The organism is Microbacterium algihabitans, from assembly GCF_032464975.1.
GTDB lineage: Bacteria > Actinomycetota > Actinomycetes > Actinomycetales > Microbacteriaceae > Microbacterium > Microbacterium algihabitans.
This window is the reverse complement of the sequence record NZ_JAWDIU010000003.1, coordinates 1-20,634: the sequence shown is the minus strand read 5'-3', so window position 1 is coordinate 20,634 and position 20,634 is coordinate 1. Positions and strand designations below refer to the sequence as shown.

The 20,634-nt window shown below is 71.7% G+C and carries 14 protein-coding genes, 1 tRNA gene and 1 other RNA gene; 12 read left to right on the top strand and 4 right to left on the bottom strand.

The window, feature by feature from the left end; translation table 11 throughout:
* Positions 1–64 precede the first annotated feature (64 nt).
* From RWH43_RS09670 to RWH43_RS09655, 4 genes are all read left to right on the top strand, one after another.
* Positions 65–967, top strand: a complete 903-nt coding sequence (locus tag RWH43_RS09670; RefSeq protein WP_316001354.1) for a proline iminopeptidase-family hydrolase — start codon at positions 65–67, stop codon at positions 965–967.
* 34 nt (positions 968–1,001) lie between these two features.
* Positions 1,002–2,426: an APC family permease gene (locus RWH43_RS09665; protein WP_144832938.1), complete on the top strand. Its 1,425-nt coding sequence runs from the start codon at positions 1,002–1,004 to the stop codon at positions 2,424–2,426.
* Positions 2,423–3,349, top strand: coding sequence for an acetamidase/formamidase family protein (locus tag RWH43_RS09660; protein ID WP_154097408.1), 927 nt, complete (start codon positions 2,423–2,425; stop codon positions 3,347–3,349). Before RWH43_RS09665 ends, RWH43_RS09660 begins: the two co-directional genes overlap by 4 nt.
* Before the next feature lie 66 nt (positions 3,350–3,415).
* Positions 3,416–3,507, top strand: a tRNA-Ser gene (locus RWH43_RS09655).
* Between the two features lie 42 nt (positions 3,508–3,549).
* Here RWH43_RS09655 and RWH43_RS09650 read toward each other — a convergent pair.
* From RWH43_RS09650 to RWH43_RS09640, 3 genes are read right to left on the bottom strand one after another with little or no spacing between them, the layout of a single operon-like run.
* The gene (locus RWH43_RS09650) at positions 3,550–5,844 is read right to left on the bottom strand and encodes a transglutaminase TgpA family protein (protein ID WP_230705145.1); all 2,295 of its coding nucleotides are present in this window, start codon (positions 5,842–5,844) and stop codon (positions 3,550–3,552) included.
* On the bottom strand, positions 5,834–7,084 hold the full coding sequence (locus tag RWH43_RS09645) for a DUF58 domain-containing protein (protein ID WP_316001353.1): 1,251 nt from the start codon (positions 7,082–7,084) through the stop codon (positions 5,834–5,836). Before RWH43_RS09645 ends, RWH43_RS09650 begins: the two co-directional genes overlap by 11 nt.
* 8 nt (positions 7,085–7,092) lie before the next feature.
* A complete protein-coding gene (locus RWH43_RS09640) occupies positions 7,093–8,136 on the bottom strand; it encodes an AAA family ATPase (protein ID WP_316001352.1) in 1,044 nt (347 codons plus the stop codon).
* 157 nt (positions 8,137–8,293) lie between these two features.
* On the opposite strand from RWH43_RS09640, the gene RWH43_RS09635 reads away from it, so the two are divergent.
* Positions 8,294–9,223 (top strand): ROK family protein, encoded by a 930-nt coding sequence (locus RWH43_RS09635; protein ID WP_316001351.1) that lies wholly within the window; start codon positions 8,294–8,296, stop codon positions 9,221–9,223.
* Between the two features lie 108 nt (positions 9,224–9,331).
* Positions 9,332–9,428, top strand: an RNA gene (ffs, locus tag RWH43_RS09630) — signal recognition particle sRNA small type.
* Between the two features lie 38 nt (positions 9,429–9,466).
* On the opposite strand, the gene RWH43_RS09625 is transcribed toward ffs, so the two are convergent.
* Positions 9,467–10,135 carry an NUDIX domain-containing protein gene (locus RWH43_RS09625; protein WP_144832948.1) on the bottom strand — a complete coding sequence of 223 codons (669 nt, stop codon included), beginning with the start codon at positions 10,133–10,135 and terminating at the stop codon, positions 9,467–9,469.
* Between the two features lie 41 nt (positions 10,136–10,176).
* Between RWH43_RS09625 and RWH43_RS09620 the strand changes: the two genes are divergently transcribed.
* The 6 genes from RWH43_RS09620 to RWH43_RS09595 form a co-directional block, all read left to right on the top strand.
* On the top strand, positions 10,177–10,944 hold the full coding sequence (locus RWH43_RS09620) for a DeoR/GlpR family DNA-binding transcription regulator (protein ID WP_316001350.1): 768 nt from the start codon (positions 10,177–10,179) through the stop codon (positions 10,942–10,944).
* Between the two features lie 58 nt (positions 10,945–11,002).
* Positions 11,003–13,147 (top strand): phosphate acetyltransferase, encoded by a 2,145-nt coding sequence (gene pta, locus RWH43_RS09615; RefSeq protein WP_316001349.1) that lies wholly within the window; start codon positions 11,003–11,005, stop codon positions 13,145–13,147.
* Positions 13,144–14,394: an acetate/propionate family kinase gene (locus RWH43_RS09610; protein WP_144832954.1), complete on the top strand. Its 1,251-nt coding sequence runs from the start codon at positions 13,144–13,146 to the stop codon at positions 14,392–14,394. Before pta ends, RWH43_RS09610 begins: the two co-directional genes overlap by 4 nt.
* Before the next feature lie 68 nt (positions 14,395–14,462).
* The gene (locus RWH43_RS09605; protein ID WP_316001348.1) at positions 14,463–15,197 is read left to right on the top strand and encodes an HAD family hydrolase; all 735 of its coding nucleotides are present in this window, start codon (positions 14,463–14,465) and stop codon (positions 15,195–15,197) included.
* A 73-nt stretch (positions 15,198–15,270) separates the two neighbouring features.
* Positions 15,271–17,808 carry a glycoside hydrolase family 65 protein gene (locus RWH43_RS09600; RefSeq protein WP_316001347.1) on the top strand — a complete coding sequence of 846 codons (2,538 nt, stop codon included), beginning with the start codon at positions 15,271–15,273 and terminating at the stop codon, positions 17,806–17,808.
* A 209-nt stretch (positions 17,809–18,017) separates the two neighbouring features.
* Positions 18,018–20,634: DNA polymerase III subunit gamma and tau (locus tag RWH43_RS09595; RefSeq protein WP_316001346.1), on the top strand; the 2,617-nt coding region annotated here is incomplete at its 3' end.

Below are 20,634 nucleotides of genomic sequence, written 5' to 3'. Positions count from 1 at the left end.
TCTCCCATGTTAATTCCGCAGAAAAGGTTTGCCAACGCACCTTTAACGGGTCCACCATGACTGCATGCACCGCTCCACGCAACGCGAGATCACCGTTCCCTTCCGCGACGGCTTCACCTGGGCCCGCCTCACCGAACCGACCGAGCCCACCGGCGCCGCGCCGCTGTTCGTGCTCCACGGGGGCCCCGGGATGGCGCACAACTACGTCTCGAACCTCGACGCCCTCGCGGAGCTGACCGGTCGCACCGTCGTGCACTACGACCAGATCGGGTGCGGCAAGAGCTCCCACCACCCCGACGCCCCGGCCTCCCAGTGGGTGCCGCAGCTGTTCGTCGACGAGTTCCACAACCTGCGCGAAGCGCTCGGCTTCGACGAGTACCACGTGCTCGGTCAGTCGTGGGGCGGCATGCTCGGCGCCGAGATCGCCGTGCGTCAGCCCGCGGGGCTGCGAAGCCTGGAGATCTGCAACTCCCCGGCATCCATGGCCCTCTGGCTCGCGGGAGCGGCGCGACTGCGCGCCGAACTCCCCGAAGACGCCCGCGACGCCCTCGACCGGCACGAGGCCGCCGGCACCCTCGACGACCCCGAGTACGCCGAGGCCACCCGCGTGTTCTACGAGCGCCACGTGTGCCGCGTCACGCCGATGCCGCAGGACTTCGTCGACAGCGAGCAGCAGATGCTCGCCGACCCCACGGTCTACTTCACGATGAACGGGCCGAACGAGTTCCACGTCGTCGGCACGGGTCGTGACTGGACGATCATCGACCGCCTGCCCCAGGTCGCCGTGCCCACGCTGGTGGTCGCCGGCGAGTTCGACGAGGCCACCCCCGAGACGTGGGAGCCCTTCGTCGCGCACATCCCCGGCGCCCGCTCACACGTGTTCGCCGGAGCGAGCCACTGCACCCACCTCGAGATGCCCGACGCCTTCCGCACGGTCATCGCCGACTTCCTCGCGCCCCTTCCCTGACACCCGCCCCACCCCACCCGAACCAGGAGACCCGATGTCGCACCCCGCCCCCGAGGCCCAGCAGTCGCTGGAGTCGTTCGGCTACAAGCAGGAGCTCAAGCGCTCCATGTCCACCTTCGACCTCGTGGTCTACGGTCTCGTCTTCATGGTGCCCATCGCGCCGTGGGCGATCTTCGGAGTGGTGTTCAACGCCGCGAGCGGCATGGTGCCGCTGGTCTACCTCACCGGCGTGATCGCGATGATCTTCACCGCCCTCGCCTACGCGCAGATGTCGAAGGCGTTCCCGATCGCCGGCTCCGTCTTCTCGTACGTCGGTCGCGGTCTGCACCCCACGGTGGGCTTCTTCGCGGGCTGGGCGATCCTGCTCGACTACCTGCTCGTGCCGACGCTGCTGTACGTGTTCGCGGCCTCGTCGATGGCGGGCATCTTCCCCGACGTCCCGCAGTGGATCTGGGCCGTCTCGTTCGTCATCATCAACACCGTCATCAACGTGCTCGGCATCGGCTCGATCAAGATCGCGAACCGGGTCATGCTCGCGATCCAGCTCGCCTTCGTGGTGATCTTCGTCGTGATCGCGATGGTCGCCCTGTCGTCCGGCACGATCCCCGGCGCGGAGTTCACCATGGCTCCGCTGTGGGATGCCGAGAAGGTCAACCCCGCGCTCATCGCCACCGCCCTCTCGATCGCGGTGCTGAGCTTCCTCGGCTTCGACGGCATCTCCACGATGGCCGAGGAGTCCACGGGTGACCGGAAGTCCGGCGGTCGCGCCATGATCATCGCCCTGCTCGTGGTCGCGGTGCTCTTCATCGCGCAGACCTGGTTCGCCAGCGCCCTCGCCAACGGCACGATCGCCTTCGGCGACGACGAGGTCAACAACGCCTTCTTCCTGCTCGTGGCCAAGGCCGCCGGCAGCGGGTGGGCGACCGCCTTCCTCGCGGTCAACGTCATCGCGGTCGGCATCGCCAACGCGGTCGCGGCCCAGGCGGCGACCTCGCGCCTGCTCTATTCGATGAGCCGCGACCGGCGCCTTCCCGCCTTCCTGTCGAAGGTCACCTCGCGCCAGGTGCCGATGGCGGCGATCCTGCTGGTGAGCGCGATCTCGCTCGTGCTGGTGCTGTTCTTCGTCGGTCAGATCGCCGTCATCTCGTCGCTGGTGAACTTCGGCGCCCTGCTCGGCTTCATGCTGCTGCACGTGTCGGTCGCGGCGTACTACCTCGGCAAGAAGAAGTCGAAGAACTACCTGCTCCACCTCGTGGTGCCGCTGGTCGGCTTCCTGATCATCGGCTACGTGCTGCTCAACGCCGATATGACCGCCAAGATCGGCGGCATCCTGTGGCTGGTCGTCGGCGCGATCGTCTACGTGATCTTCGCCCGCAAGAGCGGCGGGGCCACCGGCCCCCTGCCCGAGCACGCCACGGCGACCGCCGGCGAGGGCGGCGGAGAGGTGGCGTCCCGATGACCGTCGAGCACCGGCTCGGTAAGGAGCACGGTCGCCCGGGGTACGACGCCTCGGTGCCCCCGGTGCTGCGCATCCGCCCCGGCACCGGCGAGAGGATCGCGTTCGAGACCGACGACGCGGTGTACGCCGAGCTACACGACCACGGCGATCTCGCTGCCCTCCAGGCGCCGATCAACCCGGTGACGGGCCCCGTGTACGTCGAGGGGGCGAAGCCGGGCGACGCCCTGGCGGTGCACGTGCACGAGATCCGCCTGGGAGACTACGGCTGGTCGCAGAGCCTCCCCGGCGCCGGAGCGCTGCAGCACCGCATGCCCGACCACGTCGTCAGCCGGCGCATCCCGATCGACGCGGAGGGAGTCCACCTCACCGGGCGGCACGTGGTGCCCGCGCGTCCGATGATCGGGTGCATCGGCACGGCGCCGGCGACGGGGCAGAACTCCACCGTCATGCCCACGACCGCGCTCGGCGGCAACATGGACCTCACCGACGTCGCCCCGGGCGCCACGGTGTACCTGCCCGTCGAGGTCGAGGGGGCGCTGCTGTCGATCGGCGACATCCACGCCGTGATGGCCCGCGGCGAGTCGTCGTTCGTCGCGATCGAGGCGGCGGGCGTGGCCGTGGTCTCGATCGATCTGATCCCGGATGCCGCTCTGCGCGCGCCCCGCGTCGAGACCGACGAGGAGTGGATCTTCGTCGGCCTGGGCGACCCCGTGCAGGAGAGCGTCCGGCGCGGCTACGAAGACGTCTTCGACCACCTCGTCGACGAGCGCGGCTGGGACCGGATGGACGCGTACGCGGTCATGAGCGCCCTCGTGCACAGCGAGCTGGGCGGACCGACGGGGTCGGAAGCGCCCGATCCGCTGCATCCGTTCCGCGCCGTGGGGGCGGTGACGCTGCACCGCCTGCCCAAGAGCGTACTCTGACCGGGGGGTGGCCCGGACGCGGTGGCGGTTCGAGCGGGGCCGGAGCGCCGTGTAAGATCGTCCCTTGGAAGTGTGTCCGAGCGGCCTAAGGAGCATGGCTGGAATCCATGTAGGCGGGGTAACTCGCCTCGCAGGTTCAAATCCTGTCACTTCCGCCACACGAAGAGCGTCACCCCTCAGGGGGTGGCGCTCTTCGCTCGTCAGACGGGGGTGGTCTCGCGCTCCGGGGCCTCGGCCCCCGGTCGCACGAGGAGGGAGCGCGGCGCGATCCGTGCCACGAGGCGTCGCGTGCGGGAGGCGCCCGACGCCAACTGCGTGCGGATGCGCTCGACCGCGTCGGCGAGCGCGGGTCCCGCCGCGGCATCCGGCTCCGTTCCGGCGTAGCTGACCTCTTCGAGCGCTGCGCGGAGCAGATCGACGTCGTCGGCGTCCACGCCGTGCTCGTCGACGAGTTGGGTGGCGTAGGCGCGCGGCGACACGCTCGCGGGGGAGGGGATGCCGAGATCGACGGCGTCTTCGCGCATCGCCGTCCACGCGGCCACCGGGTCTCCCGCCCGTGCGGCGGCGAGTCGACGGCGCCGGACGACGGTGCGCACGACCGACGGTGCGGCAGCCAGCAGCAGCAGTGCGAGTGCGATCACGACGGAGGGGATCCACGCCGTGCCGGTGCGGGCGGCCACGCCCGCGCCTCCGGCCTCCACCGCCCCGGTGTCTCCGCGATCCGCCGACGACGCCGCCGGCGACGGAGCCGTCGAGGGAACGGCCGCGTCTTCTTCGGGGGTCGTGGGGGCGGCTCCCCCTGTCGTGGAGCTGGAGGCGAAGTTCGTGGGCACGCCGAGGCTGTTGGTCGGCTCGAAGGGCACCCAGCCGATGCCCTGGAAGTACACCTCGGGCCACGCGTGCAGCTGGCTGGAGGTGACCGTGTACTCGATGCCCCCCTGCTGCGGGATGCTCGAGGCCGTGCCGGGCAGGTACCCGATCACGATGCGCGAGGGCATGCCCAGCGAGCGCGCCATGACCGCGAACGCCGAGGCGTAGTGCACGCAGTAGCCCGCGCGCACCTGCAGGAAGTCGGCGACGGCATCCATCCCCGCCCCGTCGAAGCCCGCCTCGACGGGCGCATCGAGGGAGTAGCGGAACGCGCTGCTGCGGAACCACGTCTGCAGGTCGATCAGCGCGTCGTACGACGTGCTCGCGCCGGCCGTCACCTGTCGAGCCGTGTCGCCGATGATGGCGGGGACGTCGGGGGGCAGCGAGGTGAGCGCCGGGTCGAGGTCGGGGCTGCCGACCTGACGGGCGCGGATCTGCTCGAGGGTCGGCCGGGGCACGTTCGCCTGCACCTCGTACACCTGGTCGCGCGTCGAGCCGGCGCGGGTGACGACGGTGCGGTTCTGCGGCATGCCCAGCCAGTCGCCCGACAGTCCCGTGACGGTCGAGGCGGGGTAGGGCACGGGCAGCCACGGGCTGTCGAGCTGATCGACGGTGACGGTGGTCGACCAATCGGCCAGGGCGATGTCCTGGTCGACGCCCACGCGGTCGAACACGGGCCCGTCGGAGGGCACGGGCACCGTGTCGGAGCTGTCGGGTTCCCACACGGCGCCGTCGAAGCGCGAGAGCGTGACGGCACGCAGGTACGGGGCGGTCGGCCCGGTCGTGCGCACGGTCAGCACGTCGACCTCGCGCGGCTGGCGCAGGTCGTTGCCGAGTTCGAGGTTGGGGTTGATGGTCGTCCCGATACCGCCGGTCCCGCCGGTCGCGAAACGCAGGCCCGGCTGGGGCAGCAGCGGGGTGGCGACCACGGCGACGATCACGGCGACGGCGGCCACGCCGAGCGCGGTCGACGAGGCGCCCAGGCGACGCGGGGCCGGGTCGCGGTCGGACACCGCGATCGCCCGAGCGCGTGTGTCGACGCGCAAGAGGAACAGCAGAGAGGCCGCCAGCAGCACGAAGGCGACGATGTCGACGTCGGAGGGGATCGCGATGGTCGGGATCAACGAGACCGCGACGAGACCGACGCCGGCGAGCAACGGCATCCGGGCCGTGAGCACGACGTGATCCAGCACCAGGGCGAGTCCGCCGATCGCTCCCACGAGCAGGAACGCCAGGCCGACGGCCGGTTCGACGGGGGCCACACCGAGGCGGATCTCCTCCGACGCCCCCGAGAGCAGACCCGGGACGCTCGCGAAGGTGGCGGGGGTGGGGATGAGCCCGAGGAGCGCCGTGGTGCGACCGAAGATCGCCGTCAGCAGCACGACCCACACACCGAGCTCGATGGCGCTGGCGAGGATCGCGGGCAGGCGGGCGATGCGCACCAGCAGGCCCGCGCCCAGCACCCCGGCCGTCACGACGACGGCGCCCGCGACCCACGGGCCCGGCGCGATGACCGAGAACACCGGCAGCATCGCCGAGACGATGGCCGCGAACAGCCCCAGGGTGAGCATCGTCGCATCGCGACGTCGACGCGGGGTGCGCAGCACCGTGAGGTCAGCCGACACGGGAGTACCCCTGTTCCATGGCGTCGTCCCACGCTGCGGCGACCTCGCCGCCCGACCGCACGAGGGACGCACGCCATCCGCCGGCGCGCAGGCCGTCGAGGTCGGTGTCGAAACCCTCGTCCGCGACGACGATCAGCACCGGCATCGCCGAATGTCGCGCCACGGTCCCCAGCGAAGCACGATCGTCGGCCCCCAGTCGTCCGGTGACCACCACGACCGGGCCCAGCAGCGCGCCGGCCGAGGCGGGCACGATGCGGTGCGAGGGGTCGTCGGGGCGCGCACGCAGGCTTGCGAAACCGGCCGCGGTCCGGCGGGCGTCGACGTCGTCACCGCCCTCGACGGGATCCGTGAGCAGGGCCCCGTCGCTGTCGACGACGTCGACGGTGTAGCCCTCGTGCACGAGACGTGCGATGACCGACACGCACGCGCTGACTGCCGTCTCGAACGCCGCATCGGCGCCCGGCGCGTGCGCGGCGAGCGGCGACCAGCGCGACAGCGCGCGGTCGAGCACGACCGTCGCGGCCGGAGACGACTCCTGCTCCTCCTGACGCACCATGAGGGTGTCGCGGTGGGCCGTCGCCCGCCAGTGGATGCGCCGCATCGAATCGCCCGGGGCGTAGGGCCGGGCGACGAGGTTGTCGGCGCCCTGGCCCAACTGCATCGTCGTCGTCTGGCGCGACCCGCCGGCCTCGCCCGACGCGGTGGGCAGGGGAGCGAGGTCGACCACGGCCGGACCCACGGTCACGGGGGTGGGGCGCCCGAGGGCGAGCCGCCGCCGGACCAGGCCGAAGGGATCGGTCGTGGTGACCTCGAACGGACCGAGGGAATGGATGCCGCGCGACGTGCCGACGACCTCGTAACGCACCTCGATCGCTCCGCCCGCGCCCGCGAGCGTCGATGAGAGGCCGGGAGAAGCGCCCTCCGCCCGACCCGAGAGACCCGACGGCAGCGCGTCACGCCAGCGTCCGGGGCCCGTCGGCAGCGCGCTCTGCAGACCCGCGCGCACGAGCACGCTCGCGCGGGCGCCGACCTCGGGCACCTCCGGGGTGATCGTGCGCGTCACCGAGCCCGCGCCCCGCGTGAGCAGCAGGGCGATGCCGGAGGCCGCGAGAAGCGCCGCCAGCAGCGAGGCGAAGTACAACAGTTCCGGGATGCCGGCGCGCTGGGCGATCACGAACGAGGCCACGGCCAGCAGCACCGCGCCGGTGCCGCGGACGGTGAACGGCCACCAGCGCCGCACGGCCGGCCTCACGGTCGCGGCGCGAGCGGCACGCGGACGCTCGTGGCGATCCGATCGAGCGCGTCGGCGACCACGGCGGCCCCGGCGCGACCGCCGGCCGCCGACCGGTTGGCGATCAGACGGTGGGCGAACACCGGCGACAGCAGCGCCGTGATGTCGTCGGGGATGACGTAGGCGCGACCGTCGAGGGCCGCGCGCACCTTCGCCGCGCGCACGAGCTGCAGGGTCGCGCGGGGGCTCGCCCCCAGGCGGATGTCGGGATGGCTGCGGGTCGCCTGAGCGAGGGCGACGACGTACTCCTCGAGAGCGGGCGCCACGTGCACGCCGCGCGCCCAGGCGATCATCGCCGTCACCTGACGCGCGGTCACCACGGGGGTCAGTCCGTCGAGCGGGTTCACGCTGTCGCGCTGGCGCAGCATGAGCGCCTCGGCCGCGGCATCCGGATACCCCATCGAGATGCGCAGCAGGAAGCGATCGCGCTGCGCCTCGGGCAGCGCGTAGGTGCCCTCCATCTCGAGGGGGTTCTGCGTCGCGACGACGAGGAACGGCGAGGGGAGCACGTGGGTCCGACCGTCGACGGTGACCTGGCGCTCCTCCATCGCCTCCAGCAGCGACGACTGCGTCTTGGGGGAGGAGCGGTTGATCTCGTCGGCGATCACGATGTTCGCGAACACGGCACCGGGGGTGAACTCGAACTGCCGCTGCACCGGGTTGAACACCGACACGCCCGTGATGTCACCGGGAAGGAGGTCGGGAGTGAACTGGATGCGCCGCACGTCGGCGTCGACCGTGGCGGCCAGGGCCCGCGCGAGCATGGTCTTGCCGACGCCGGGAACGTCTTCGATCAGCAGGTGTCCCTCGGCGAGCAGCGCGATCAGGGCGCTGCGCACGGCATCGGGCTTGCCGTCGATCACGCGGGAGACGGATGCCACGATGTCGCCGGTCAGCTGGGCGAACGACGCGGCGTCCAGGCCGGTGTCGACGCCCGGGCGCGGGCTCGTGTCGGTGCGGCGTGTCCGCGTGGTCGCCTCGGGCGTGACCGTCTCGTCCATGGCATCCCTTATGTCGTGGAGGGCGGCGGCGCATCCTCGCCGCCGTGACCTGATCGTAACCCGCGTCATGGTGCGGCGGGTCGGAAAGAGCCGGGTGCACAGGGGGCGCACGGCTGCACCCCTAGGATCGGGGGCGTCGATCCGCCCGAGGAGCCCCATGCCCGACACCGCGACCACCCTCCCGTTCACTCACGTGCTCGCCGTCGACATCGGCGGGACCAAGGTCGACGCGGCCCTCGTGTCCGTCGAGGGAGAGGTCGAGCGTGCGAGCGTGGCCCGGCGCCCGACGGGGCGCGAGGCCGACCGTGCGCAGATCGCCCGCTACGTCCGCGAGGCCGCCGTCGCCGCGCTCGCCGCGGTGCCCGGTGCCCGCGTGGGAGCGATCGGGGTGGGCAGTGCCGGTCCCGTCGACCTCCCGTCGCGGTCGGTGTCGCCGCTGAACCTTCCCCTGGCCGCGGGCCTGCAGATCGACGAGGTGCTCGACGGACTCGTCGACGGTCCGATCCACCTGGCCCTGGACGGCACCTGCATCGCCCTCGCCGAGCACTGGCGCGGAGCCCTGGTCGGCTGCCACGACGCGATGGCCATCGTGGTGTCGACGGGCGTGGGCGGCGGCTTCGTCCTGGCCGGCGAGCCGGTGCGGGGCGCCAGCGGCAATGCCGGACACCTCGGCCAGATCTTCGTGCGCACCATCGACGACGGCGAGGTCGTCGCCTCGACCCTTGAAGCCGTCGCGGCCGGACCCGGCACTGTCGCGTGGGCACGCGCCCAGGGGTGGGAGGGCCTGACGGGGCTCGATCTCGCCGCCTCGCACGCGGCGGGTGACGACATCGCCGTCCGCGCGGTGCGCCGCTCGGCCACCGCCGTCGGGCAGGCGATCGCGGCCGCGGCCACGCTGTGCGACCTCGAGGCCGTGGCCATCGCCGGCGGGTTCTCGCAGGTCGCGCCCGACTACATCGATCAGGTGCGCGCGGCGGCCCAGGCCGCCTCTCTGCACGCCTACGCGCGCCGCTGCCGCATCGTGGGGTCGGGACTCGACGGCGACGGACCGCTGCTGGGCGCGGCCGCGCTGGCGCTGCAGGCGTGAGGCGCCGCGTGCCGTCGTCGCGGGGCCGGTTTCGGCGGTGAATCCCGGCGACGGATGCGCGCGGCTGGATCGCGGCGGGGAGACGCCGATGAGTCGGGTAGGCTAGTCGACGGCTCTCCGCGTGGCGGTATCCCGGCCAACTCCCCCAGGACGGAAACGTAGCAAGGGTAACCAGGCTCTACCGGGTGCGCGGAGGGTCTTTTCTTTTCCCCGATGCCCGACTCTGTGGCTCGACACCGCGCCTTAATGCCGGGCGAAGGGCCCGTCGAGCACCGCCCACTGCAGCAGCATGATGGTCTTGGCATCATGGATCGATCCGTCCCGGATCATCTGCATCGCCAGATCGATGTCGTATTCGAGGATCTCGATCTCCTCGTCCTCCTCGGCCAGGCCCCCGCGATCGCCCTCGCGGTCGGCGCCGTCGTAGGCCGCGGCGAAGAAGTGCAGGCGCTCGGTGACCGATCCCGGGCTCATGTAGACGTCGAACACGTGCTGTATTTCATCGACGCGCACCCGCGTCTCCTCCTCGGCCTCGCGACGGATCGCGGTGACCGGGTCGTCGTCGTCGAGCAGGCCCGCGGCGGTCTCGATGAGCATGCCGTCGGGGTGGTCGTTGACGTAGACGGGGTAGCGGAACTGCCGGGTGAGCAGCACGGTCCGCCGGTCGGGGTCGTACAGCAGGATCGTCGCACCGTTGCCGCGGTCGTAGGTCTCGCGTGTGAGGGTCGTCCACTCGCCGTCGTCGCCGCGGTAGCGGAACGTCGTCGCCCGCAGCACGTGCCAGCCGGCCGCGAGGAGGTCGACGTCGGTGACCTCCACCCGCGGGTTGCGGTCGAGGTCGCGGCCGGTGAGGTGCAGGCCGGTGCGGCCGCGGTGATCGGCGACGGTGGTGCCGGGGCGAGGGTCGGTCATGACTCGGAACAATAGTGCAGAAACGTGCAACACTGTGGACCATGCTCGCTGCCGCCCGGAAAGACGCCCTGCTCGACCGGCTCCGGCGCGACGGCCGTCTCGTCGTGAAGGACATCGCCGTCGAGCTGGGTCTCTCCGAAGACAGCATCCGCCGGGACCTCCGAGAATTGGATGCCGCGGGCCTCGCCGTCCGCGTCTACGGCGGGGCGCTCCCGGCCTCGCCCGCCGTCGCCGACTACGCCGCTCGTCGCGAGGTCGCGCGGGGGAGTAAAGAGCGCGTGGCCGCCGCCGCGGTCGCCCTCATCGAGCCCGACTCCACCGTGCTGCTCGACGGCGGCACGACGACCCTGGCGATGGTCGATCTGCTGCCGCGCTCGTTCGGCGGCACGATCATCACCCACTCGCCGACGATCGCCGCCGCGCTCCTCGACCACGACGCCGAGGTCATCATCCTCGGCGGGCGCCTCTTCAAGCACTCCGCGGTGGCCTGCGGGGCCGCGGCGATGGAAGCGGCGCAGAACGTCAGCGCCGACCTCTTCTTCCTAGGCGTGACGGGGGTTCACCCCGAAACGGGGCTGTCGACGGGGGATGCCGAGGAGGCGGCCATGAAGCGCGCTCTCGCGGCCCGCGCGTCGGAGACGTTCGTCCTCGCGAGCGAGGAGAAGCTCGGTGCGGCCTCGCGCTTCGGCATCCTGCCGCTCGACGGGGTCGCGGGGATCATCGCCGACCTCGACCTCGACCCCGACACGGCGCTCGCCGCGGATCTCCGGAGGGTCGGCGCCCGGCTCGTGCCGGTGGACCCCTCCTGATCACTCGACGCCGAAGCAACCCCGCAGCGGTGTCGGAGGCCCGCAATAGGCTGGCTCCGTGACGCAGAGCATCTACATCACGTCGGCCGAAGGTCATTCGGGTAAATCCTCGGTGGCTCTGGGCGTCCTCGACGCCCTCAGCCGCGTCACGCCGCGCGCGGGGGTGTTCCGTCCCATCGCGCGATCGACGGCCGAGCGCGACTACGTGCTCGAGATGCTGCTCGATCACGACAGCGTCGACCTCGCCTACGACGACTGCGTGGGCGTGACCTACGACGACGTGCGCGACGACGCCGACGCCGCTCTGGCCCGCATCGTCGAGCGGTACAAGGCCGTCGAGGCCCAGTGCGACGCGGTCGTCATCATCGGCAGCGACTACACCGACGTCGGCAGCCCCGCCGAGCTGGCCTACAACGCCCGCATCGCGGCGAACCTGGGCGCCCCCGTGCTGCTCGTGCTCGGCGGTCGTGCGCAGCAGGGCCACAGCGAGACGCTGGGCATGTCGGTCCCGCGCACCCCGCACGAGGTCGGGCAGATCGCCTCGCTCGCCGTCTCCGAACTGCAGCACGAGCGGGCGGCGCTGTTCGCCGTGATCGCCAACCGCGCCGATCCCGACCACCTCGACGAGATCACGGCATCCGTGCGTCAGGTCGTCGACGCTCTTCCCGTCGGCACCGCGGCCGAACGCCGCAGCGTGCCCGTCTGGGCTCTCCCCGAAGACCGCTTCCTCATCGCCCCCTCGGTGCGCGGCGTGCTGCGCTCCGTCGAGGGTGAGCTCATCAAGGGCGACCCGGCGCTGCTGACCCGCGAGGTGCTCGACGTGGTCGTCGCGGGAATGTCGATGGTCAACGTCCTGCCACGGCTCAAAGAGTCCGCGGTCGTCGTCATCCCCGCCGATCGCAGCGAGGTGCTCATCGCCGCCCTGCTGGCCAACGCCTCCGGCACCTTCCCCTCTCTCGCCGGCATCGTGCTGAACGGCGGGTTCGAGCTGCCCGATGCGATCGTGCGCCTCATCGACGGCCTCGGCTCGCCCCTGCCGATCATCGCGACCGACCTCGGCACCTACGACACCGCGGTGCGCATCATGAACACGCGCGGTCGCCTCGCCGCCGACTCGCAGCACCGCTACGACACCGCCCTCGCCCTGTTCGAGCGCCACGTCGACACCGAACTCCTCACGCGCGAGCTGGGTGTCGCCCGCCCGAGCGTGGTCACCCCGCTCATGTTCGAGTACGGCCTGGTCGACCGCGCCCGCAGCGACAAGCGCCGCATCGTGCTGCCCGAGGGCAACGACGACCGCGTGCTGCGGGCGGCGGCCACCGTGCTCTCGCGAGGCATCGCCGACCTCACGATCCTCGGCGAGCCGATCGAGGTGCGTGGGCGCGCGATCGAGCTCGGCATCGACATCCGCGACGCCGAGGTGCTCAGCCCCTTCGACGCCGTGCACGTCGACAAGTTCGCGACCGAGTACGCCCGGCTCCGTGCGCACAAGGGCGTCACCTTCGCGCAGGCCGCCGACACCGTGACCGACGTGTCGTACTTCGGCACGCTCATGGTGCACCTCGGCCTCGCCGACGGAATGGTCTCCGGCGCCGCTCACACCACGGCGCACACGATCCGCCCCGCGTTCGAGATCATCAAGACCGCCCCCGGCGTCTCGGTCGTCTCGAGCGTCTTCCTCATGGCCCTCGCCGACCGCGTGCTCGTCTACGGCGACTGCGCCGTCATCCCCGACCCCACGAGCGAGCAGCTCGCCGACATCGCCGTGTCGTCGGCCGCCACCGCAGAGCAGTTCGGCATCGCGCCGCGCGTGGCCATGCTGTCGTACTCGACGGGCGAGTCCGGCACGGGCGCCGACGTCGAGAAGGTGCGCACCGCGACCGCCCTCGTGCGCGAGCGCGCGCCCGAGTTGCTCGTCGAAGGACCCATCCAGTACGACGCCGCGGCCGACGCGGCCGTCGCCCGGGCCAAGATGCCCGACTCCGAGGTCGCCGGTCGCGCGACGGTGTTCGTCTTCCCCGACCTCAACACGGGCAACAACACCTACAAGGCCGTGCAGCGCTCGGCCGGGGCCGTCGCGATCGGCCCCGTGCTGCAGGGTCTGAACAAGCCCATCAACGACCTCTCGCGCGGCGCCCTCGTCGACGACATCGTCAACACCATCGCGATCACCGCGATCCAGGCCCAGGGGGGCACCCAGTGAGCGTCGTCCTCGTCGTCAACAGCGGTTCGTCGTCGTTCAAGTACCAGTTGCTCGACATGGCGCACGAGCGGGTGCTGGCATCCGGTCTCGTCGAACGCATCGGCGACCCTTCGACAGGCTCAGGGACCGGGGGAACGGCGACCCACACCATCACCGCCGCGGCCCTCTCCGCTCCCGACGCTCCGGCGCCCACGGTGACGGATGCCACCTACACGATCGAGCGCGAGATCCCCGACCACACCGCGGGCTTCGCCGTCATGCTCGACGCCTTCGCCGCGCACGGGCCCTCGCTCGACGAGCGCGCCCCGGTCGCGGTCGGTCACCGTGTCGTGCACGGCGGTGCGCGCTTCTTCGCGCCCACGGTCGTGACGCCGCTCGTCGAGATCAACATCGACGAGCTGTCGGTCCTGGCGCCTCTCCACAATCCCGCGAACCTCGCGGGGATCGTCGCGGCGAAGAAGGCGTTCCCCGACGTTCCGCACGTGGCCGTGTTCGACACGGCCTTCCACCAGTCGCTCGCTCCCGAGGCGTACACGTACGCGATCGACCGCGAGGTCGCCGAGGCCCACCGCATCCGCCGCTACGGGTTCCACGGCACGAGCCACAAGTTCGTCAGCGAGGCAGCCGCCGCCTTCGTGGGTCGCCCGCTCACCGAGTTGAAGCAGATCGTGTTCCACCTCGGCAACGGCGCCTCGGTCGCCGCGATCGAGGGCGGGCGTTCGGTCGACACCTCGATGGGCCTCACGCCTCTCGAGGGGCTCGTCATGGGCACGCGCTCGGGCGACCTCGACCCGGCGGTGCTGCTGCAGCTCGCGCGCCGCGCCGAGATGTCGACCGCCGATCTCGACACGCTGCTCAACAAGCGCTCGGGCCTGCTCGGCATCGCGGGAGTGTCCGACATGCGCGACATCCAGCAGCGACGCGAGGCGGGAGACCCGGCGGCGCGCCTGGCCTTCGACGTCTACATCCATCGCCTGCGCGCGTACGCGGGCGCGTACCTCGCGCAGTTGGACGGGGTCGACGTCATCTCGTTCACCGCGGGGGTGGGCGAGAACGCCGCCGCCGTGCGCGCCGAGGCCATGGCGACTCTCGGGTTCGCCGGGGTCGAGATCGACGCCGAGCGCAATGCGACGCGCGGACGCGGCATCCGGCGCATCTCCACCGACGCCTCGCGCGTCGAGGTGCTCGTCGTGCCCACCGACGAAGAGCTCGAGATCGCGCGGCAGACCCTGTCGGTCACCCGCTGAGACACCTCGTCCCGCTACGCTGACCCCGCCCTGCTGGGGCGATCGTCTTCTTCGACCCGGAGTTCCCCATGACCCCCACCGCCGATCTGCCCGACCTGACGACCTTCGACGGGGTGCTGTTCGATCTCGACGGCGTGCTGACCCCCACCGCCGAGGTGCACATGCGGGCGTGGAAGACGATGTTCGACGAGCTGTTCGCCGCGTGGAAGATCGAGCCGGCCTACACCGACCGCGACTACTTCGAGTACGTCGACGGCAAGAAGCGCTACGACGGCGTGGCGAGCCTGCTGCGCAGCCGCGACGTCGAGGTGCCGTGGGGCGATCCCTCCGACGACCCCTCCGAAGACACCGTGTGCGGAGTCGGCAACCGCAAGAACGTGGTCTTCTCCGAGATCCTCCGCCGCGAGGGCATCGCGCCGTACCCGGGGTCGGTGGCCCTTCTCGACGTGCTCCAGAAGGCCGGGGTCCCCATCGCTGTCGTGTCGAGCTCGAAGAACGCCGTCGAGGTGCTCGACGCCGCCGGCATCCGCGATCGCTTCCCCGTCGTCATGAACGGCGTCGTCGCCGAGCGCGACCACCTGTCGTCGAAGCCCGCACCCGACGTGTTCGCCGAGGCGGCGCGCATGCTGGGCGTCGACCCGGCCCGATCCGTCGCCGTCGAAGACGCACTGAGCGGCGTGAAGTCGGCCGTCGCGGCCGGATACGCGGTCGTGGTCGGCGTCGATCGCGGCGTCGGGGCCGACGACCTCGCCTCCGCCGGGGCCACCGTGGTCGTCGACGACCTCGCGGCCTTCGTAGACTGAGCCGTCGCCTGCACGCGACCCACCCGACTCACCGCGGGCGCGCGGGATGCCCCCTCGCCCTGGAAGGCACGTGATGATCGATCGCGATCGTTTCCCCATCGACGAATGGCGTCTCGTAGAAACCGAGTTCTCGCTCGACGACGTGGGGGTCACCGAGACCCTCTTCGCGGTCGGCAACGGCTACCTCGGACTGCGCGGCAACTCCATCGAGGGGCGGTTCGCGCTCGAACAGGGCACGTTCATCAACGGGTTCCACGAGACGTTCCCGATCCGTCACGCCGAGCAGGCCTACGGTTTCGCCGAGGTCGGTCAGACGATCATCAACGCTCCGGATGCCAAGGTCATGCGCGTCTACGTCGACGACGAGCCGCTGTCGCTCGACGTCGCCGACGTGCGGGAGTACGAGCGCGTGCTCGACATGCGTCAGGGGATCCTGCGCCGCAACCTCCTGTGGGTCACGCCCTCGGGCAAGCGCGTGCGCATCGAGGACGAGCGCTTCGTGTCGTTCGACGAGAAGCACCTCGCGGTGCTGCGCCTGACCGTCACCGTGCTCGATGCCGACGCCCCCGTCACCGTGAGCAGCCAGCTGCTGAACCGTCAGGACGGCGAGGGCATCTACGGCGGTTCGCCCATGGCATCGAAGCAGTCCGGTTTCGACCCGCGCAAGACCGAGAAGCTCAGCGACCGCGTGCTGCAGCCGCGCGAGTACTGGCAGGACGGCGACCGCTCGGCCCTCAGCTACGAGGTCAGCGAGTCGGCCATGACGCTCGCCGTCATCGCCGACCACCTCGTCGAGACCGAGAACGAGTACACCTCGCGCCAGCTCATCGAGCCCGACATCGCCAAGAACGTCTATCGGGTGCACGCCCGTGCCGGCGTCCCCACCACGATCACCAAGCTCGTGAGCTACCACACCTCGCGTGGCGTTCCCACGGGTGAGCTGCTCGACCGCTGCCGCCGCACGCTCGATCGCGCGGTCGAGACGGGCGTCGACCGGCTCGTCGAGAAGCAGATCGCCTGGTACGCCGACTTCTGGGATCGCTCCGACGTGCGCATCGGCGGTCACGGCGACCTGCAGCAGGCCACGCGCTGGTGCCTCTTCCAGCTCGCGCAGGCTGCCGCCCGCGCCGACGGGCAGGGCGTGCCGGCCAAGGGCGTCACGGGCTCCGGCTACAGCGGGCACTACTTCTGGGACACCGAGGTCTACGTGCTGCCGTTCCTGGCGTACACGTCGCCGCTGTGGGCCCGCAACGCGCTGCGCATGCGCTACCTCATGCTTCCCGCGGGCCGCAAACGCGCGCACCAGCTGAATGAGGCCGGGGCGTTGTTCCCGTGGCGCACCATCAACGGCGAAGAGGCCTCGGCCTACTACGCCGCGGGCACCGCGCAGTACCACATCAACGCCGACGTGGCCTACGCGCTGGCGAAGTACGTGCGGGCGACCGGCGACGAGGAGTTCCTCGCCCGTGAGGGCGTCGACATCGCCGTCGACACGGCCCGCCTGTGGGCGACGCTGGGGTTCTGGCGCTCGAGCGACGGCTCCGACGACGGGGAGCGCGACTCCTTCCACATCCACGGCGTCACCGGGCCCGACGAGTACACCACCGTCGTCAACGACAACCTGTTCACCAACGTCATGGCGCGGTTCAACCTGCGCTTCGCCGCGCGCACGGTCCGCGATCTCGCCGACCGTGATCCCGACGCGTACGCGCACATGGCCGATCGCATGAACCTCGACCCGTCGGAGCCCGAGCGGTGGGACAAGGCCGCCGAGGCCATGCACATCCCGTTCAGCGAGGCCCTCGGCATCCACCCCCAAGACGCCGTGTTCCTCGAGCGCGAGATCTGGGACCTCGAGAACACCCCGCCCGATCAGCGTCCGCTGCTGCTGCACTTCCACCCACTGGTGATCTACCGGTACCAGGTGCTCAAGCAGGCCGACGTGGTGCTCGCGCTGTTCCTGCAGGGCAATCACTTCACGGATGCCGAGAAGCTCGCCGACTTCGAGTACTACGACCCGCTGACCACGGGCGACTCGACGCTGTCGGCGGTCGTGCAGTCGATCCTCGCGGCGGAGGTCGGCTACCAGGACCTCGCCTTGGAGTACTTCCGTCAGGCCGCGTTCGTCGACCTCGGCGACCTGCATCACAACGCCTCTGACGGCGTGCACGTGGCCTCGGCCGGTGGGGTGTGGACGGCCCTCGTCAGCGGTTTCGGCGGCATGCGCGACCACTTCGGTCTGCTGACCTTCGACCCGCGTCTGCCCGCCGACTGGCCCGAGCTGTCGTACGTGCTGCACTGGCACGGCACGCGCCTCGACATCACCCTCACCGCGTCGGCGCTGGCCCTTCGCGCCGGGGGAGAGGGCGGCCCCGTCACCTTCGCCGTGCGCGGGGTGGACTACACCGTCGCGCCGGGTGAGACGGTGCGCGTGGCCCTGCACGGACAGGGGCCGGTGCGGCCCGGTCGTCCCTCGATCCGCCAGCTCGAGGGCTCCGTGCGCGAGGACGGCACGCTGCTGTCGGCGTCGGTGCCGATCGTCACCGCGACCATCCCGGTCGTCGGCGACGACGAGGCACCCATCGCGGTCGGACTCGACGGCGGTTTCTGAGCTCCTCGAACGCGGCGGCACCCCGCGGGGGTCGCCGCGTTCGGCGTTCGCGGGCGCCTTCTCCGCCCGCGGGAGGAGGATCGGGGAGGGGAGGACGCCAGGGGGCGATCGCGTCCTCCGTCGCCGGAATCTCCGCCGTTCCCCGCGGTCCGAGGGTCGATCGTCGGGGGCGCGGAGGCGATGTCGGAGGTACGCCGTAGGCTGGTGGAGTGACGACAGCCCTGTACCGCCGATACCGCCCCGAGGCGTTCGGCGAGATGATCGGGCAGTCGCAGGTGACCGAGCCGCTCATGACCGCCCTGCGCAGCGACCGCGTGGGTCACGCGTATTTGTTCTCGGGTCCGCGCGGCTGCGGAAAGACCACCTCGGCCCGCATTCTGGCGCGCTGCCTCAACTGCGCGGCGGGTCCCACCGACACCCCCTGCGGCACGTGCGACAGCTGCGTCGAGCTGGGGCGCGGCGGCGGCGGGTCGCTCGACGTGGTCGAGATCGACGCGGCGAGCCACAACGGTGTCGACGACGCCCGCGACCTGCGCGAGCGCGCGATCTTCGCCCCCGCGCGCGACCGCTTCAAGATCTTCATCCTCGATGAGGCGCACATGGTGACGCAGCAGGGCTTCAACGCCCTGCTCAAGCTGGTCGAAGAGCCTCCGGCCCACGTGAAGTTCATCTTCGCCACCACCGAGCCCGAGAAGGTGCTCGGCACCATCCGCTCGCGCACGCACCACTACCCGTTCCGGCTGGTTCCGCCCGCCGCGATGCTCGAGTACGTCCAAGAGCTCTGCGAGACCGAGGGCGTGAGCGTCGAAGCCGGCGTGCTGCCCCTCGTCGTTCGCGCCGGTGGCGGGTCGCCCCGCGACACCCTCTCGCTGCTCGACCAGCTCATCGCCGGCAGCGACCCGTCGACAGGCTCGGCGACCGAACCCGCGGGCCACGTGCTCGTGCGCTACGAGCGCGCGGTCTCGCTGTTGGGCTACACGCACTCCGAGCTGCTCGACGAGGTCGTCGACGCCTTCGCCGCGAACGACGGCGGAGGAGCCTTCGCCGCCGTCGACCGTGTCGTGCAGACCGGCCAAGATCCCCGCCGATTCGTCGACGACCTGCTCGAGCGCCTGCGCGACCTGATCATCGTGGCGGCCACGGGTGCGGGCGCCTCCGCGGTCCTGCGCGGTGTCCCCGACGACGAGCTCGAGCGCATGTCGCGGCAGGCCACCGCCTTCGGAACCACTCGTCTGTCCCGCACGGCCGACCTCGTGGTGGCCGCGCTCGACGAGATGACCGGCGCCACCTCGCCCCGTCTTCAGCTCGAGTTGCTGGTGGCGCGCGTGCTCACGCACGCGGGTGTCGCTCAGGGCGGATCGCCCGCCACGGCGCACGACATCGAAGCCGGGCGCGGTCATGTCGCAGCCCCCGCGCAGGTCGCCCCCGCGACGGGGCGTCCCGCGTCACCCGCGGCCGACATCGCCGCCCCGTCGACCCAGCCGGCGGTGTCGTCCGCTCCCGCGGCGGCCCCGCGCATCGCGTCGCCCGGTACCTCATCGGGCGGCGCCTCGTCGCCGGCCGTGGCCTCCCCGAAGATCGCTTCACCGGCGGTGGCCTCACCGACCGTGGCCTCGCCGGCCGTCGCTTCCCCCGGCATCGCCTCTCCTGGGGTCGCCGCCCCCCGCATCGCGTCGCCGGGCGGGGCAGCCCCCGCGGTGGCGTCTCCGGGCGTCGCCGCCCCGCGGATCGCGGCTCCCGGTCGCCCCGAGCCGACGCCGGCGGATGCCGAGAGGCCCGCGCCCGCGCCCGCGACGAACCGCGTCGCCGCCCCCGCGACGGCCGGCAGCGCCCCCTCCGACGATGACGCCCCGCCGCCCTTCACCGACGACGACGCTCCGCCGCCGTTCGACGACGGCGACGCTTCCGTGTTCGACGAACCCGCACCGACCCGCGCGGCCTCGCCCGCGACGGCCGTCGAACCGGCTCTCGCCATGCCCGACGACGACGAGGCGCACCCCTTCGACAGAGCGCCCTCGGCGGCATCCGTCTCGACGTCGGGAGGCACTTCAGCAACAGATTCCGTCGCGGAGGCCGAGCCGGACGCGAAGCCCGAACCGGTCGCGAAGCCCGAGTCCACGACGAAAGCCGCGCCGGCGTCGGAGCCCGAGTCGGCGTCCACGGCCCCGCCCGCTGAGGCGACCGGCACAGCCGAGCCCTCGGAACGCGTCGAGCCCGCTGCGGCGGCTGAGCCGACGGCGACCCCCGCGCCCGACGCGACCCCCGCGCCCGACGCGACCCCCGCGCCCGACGCGACCCCCGCGCCCGACGCGGCAGCCCAGAACGACGCGGCAGCCGAGAGTGCCGCTGCGGCGGAGCCCGCCGACGCGGCTCCCGCGCCCGGCGAAGCTCCCGCATCCGACGAGGCCTTCCCGCTCGAGCCGTCCGCCCCGACGCCGCCGGCGACCCCGGTCGGCCCGATCGACCTGGCGCACGTACGAGACGCGTGGCCCGAGGTGCTGGGTCAGCTCGAGGTGGCGAGCCGTGCCTCATGGCTGATCGTGTCGACCTCGACTGTCGTCGCGTACGACGACGACGTGCTCACCCTCGCGTTCCGCACGACGAACGATCTGTCGGCGTTCAAGACCCGCACGCCCGAGGGCGGCCCGAGCGAAGACCTGCGGCAGGCGATCCAGGCCGTGCTCGGGGTCCGAGTGAAGTACCTCGCCCGCCTCGAGGGCGACCAGCCCGGTGGCCCCGGTGGGTCGGGCGGTGGCCCCGGCGGCCAGGGCGGCGCTCCGCGCGGACCGGCCGGCCCGGCGCCCGCCGGCCCGCAGGCGACGCGAC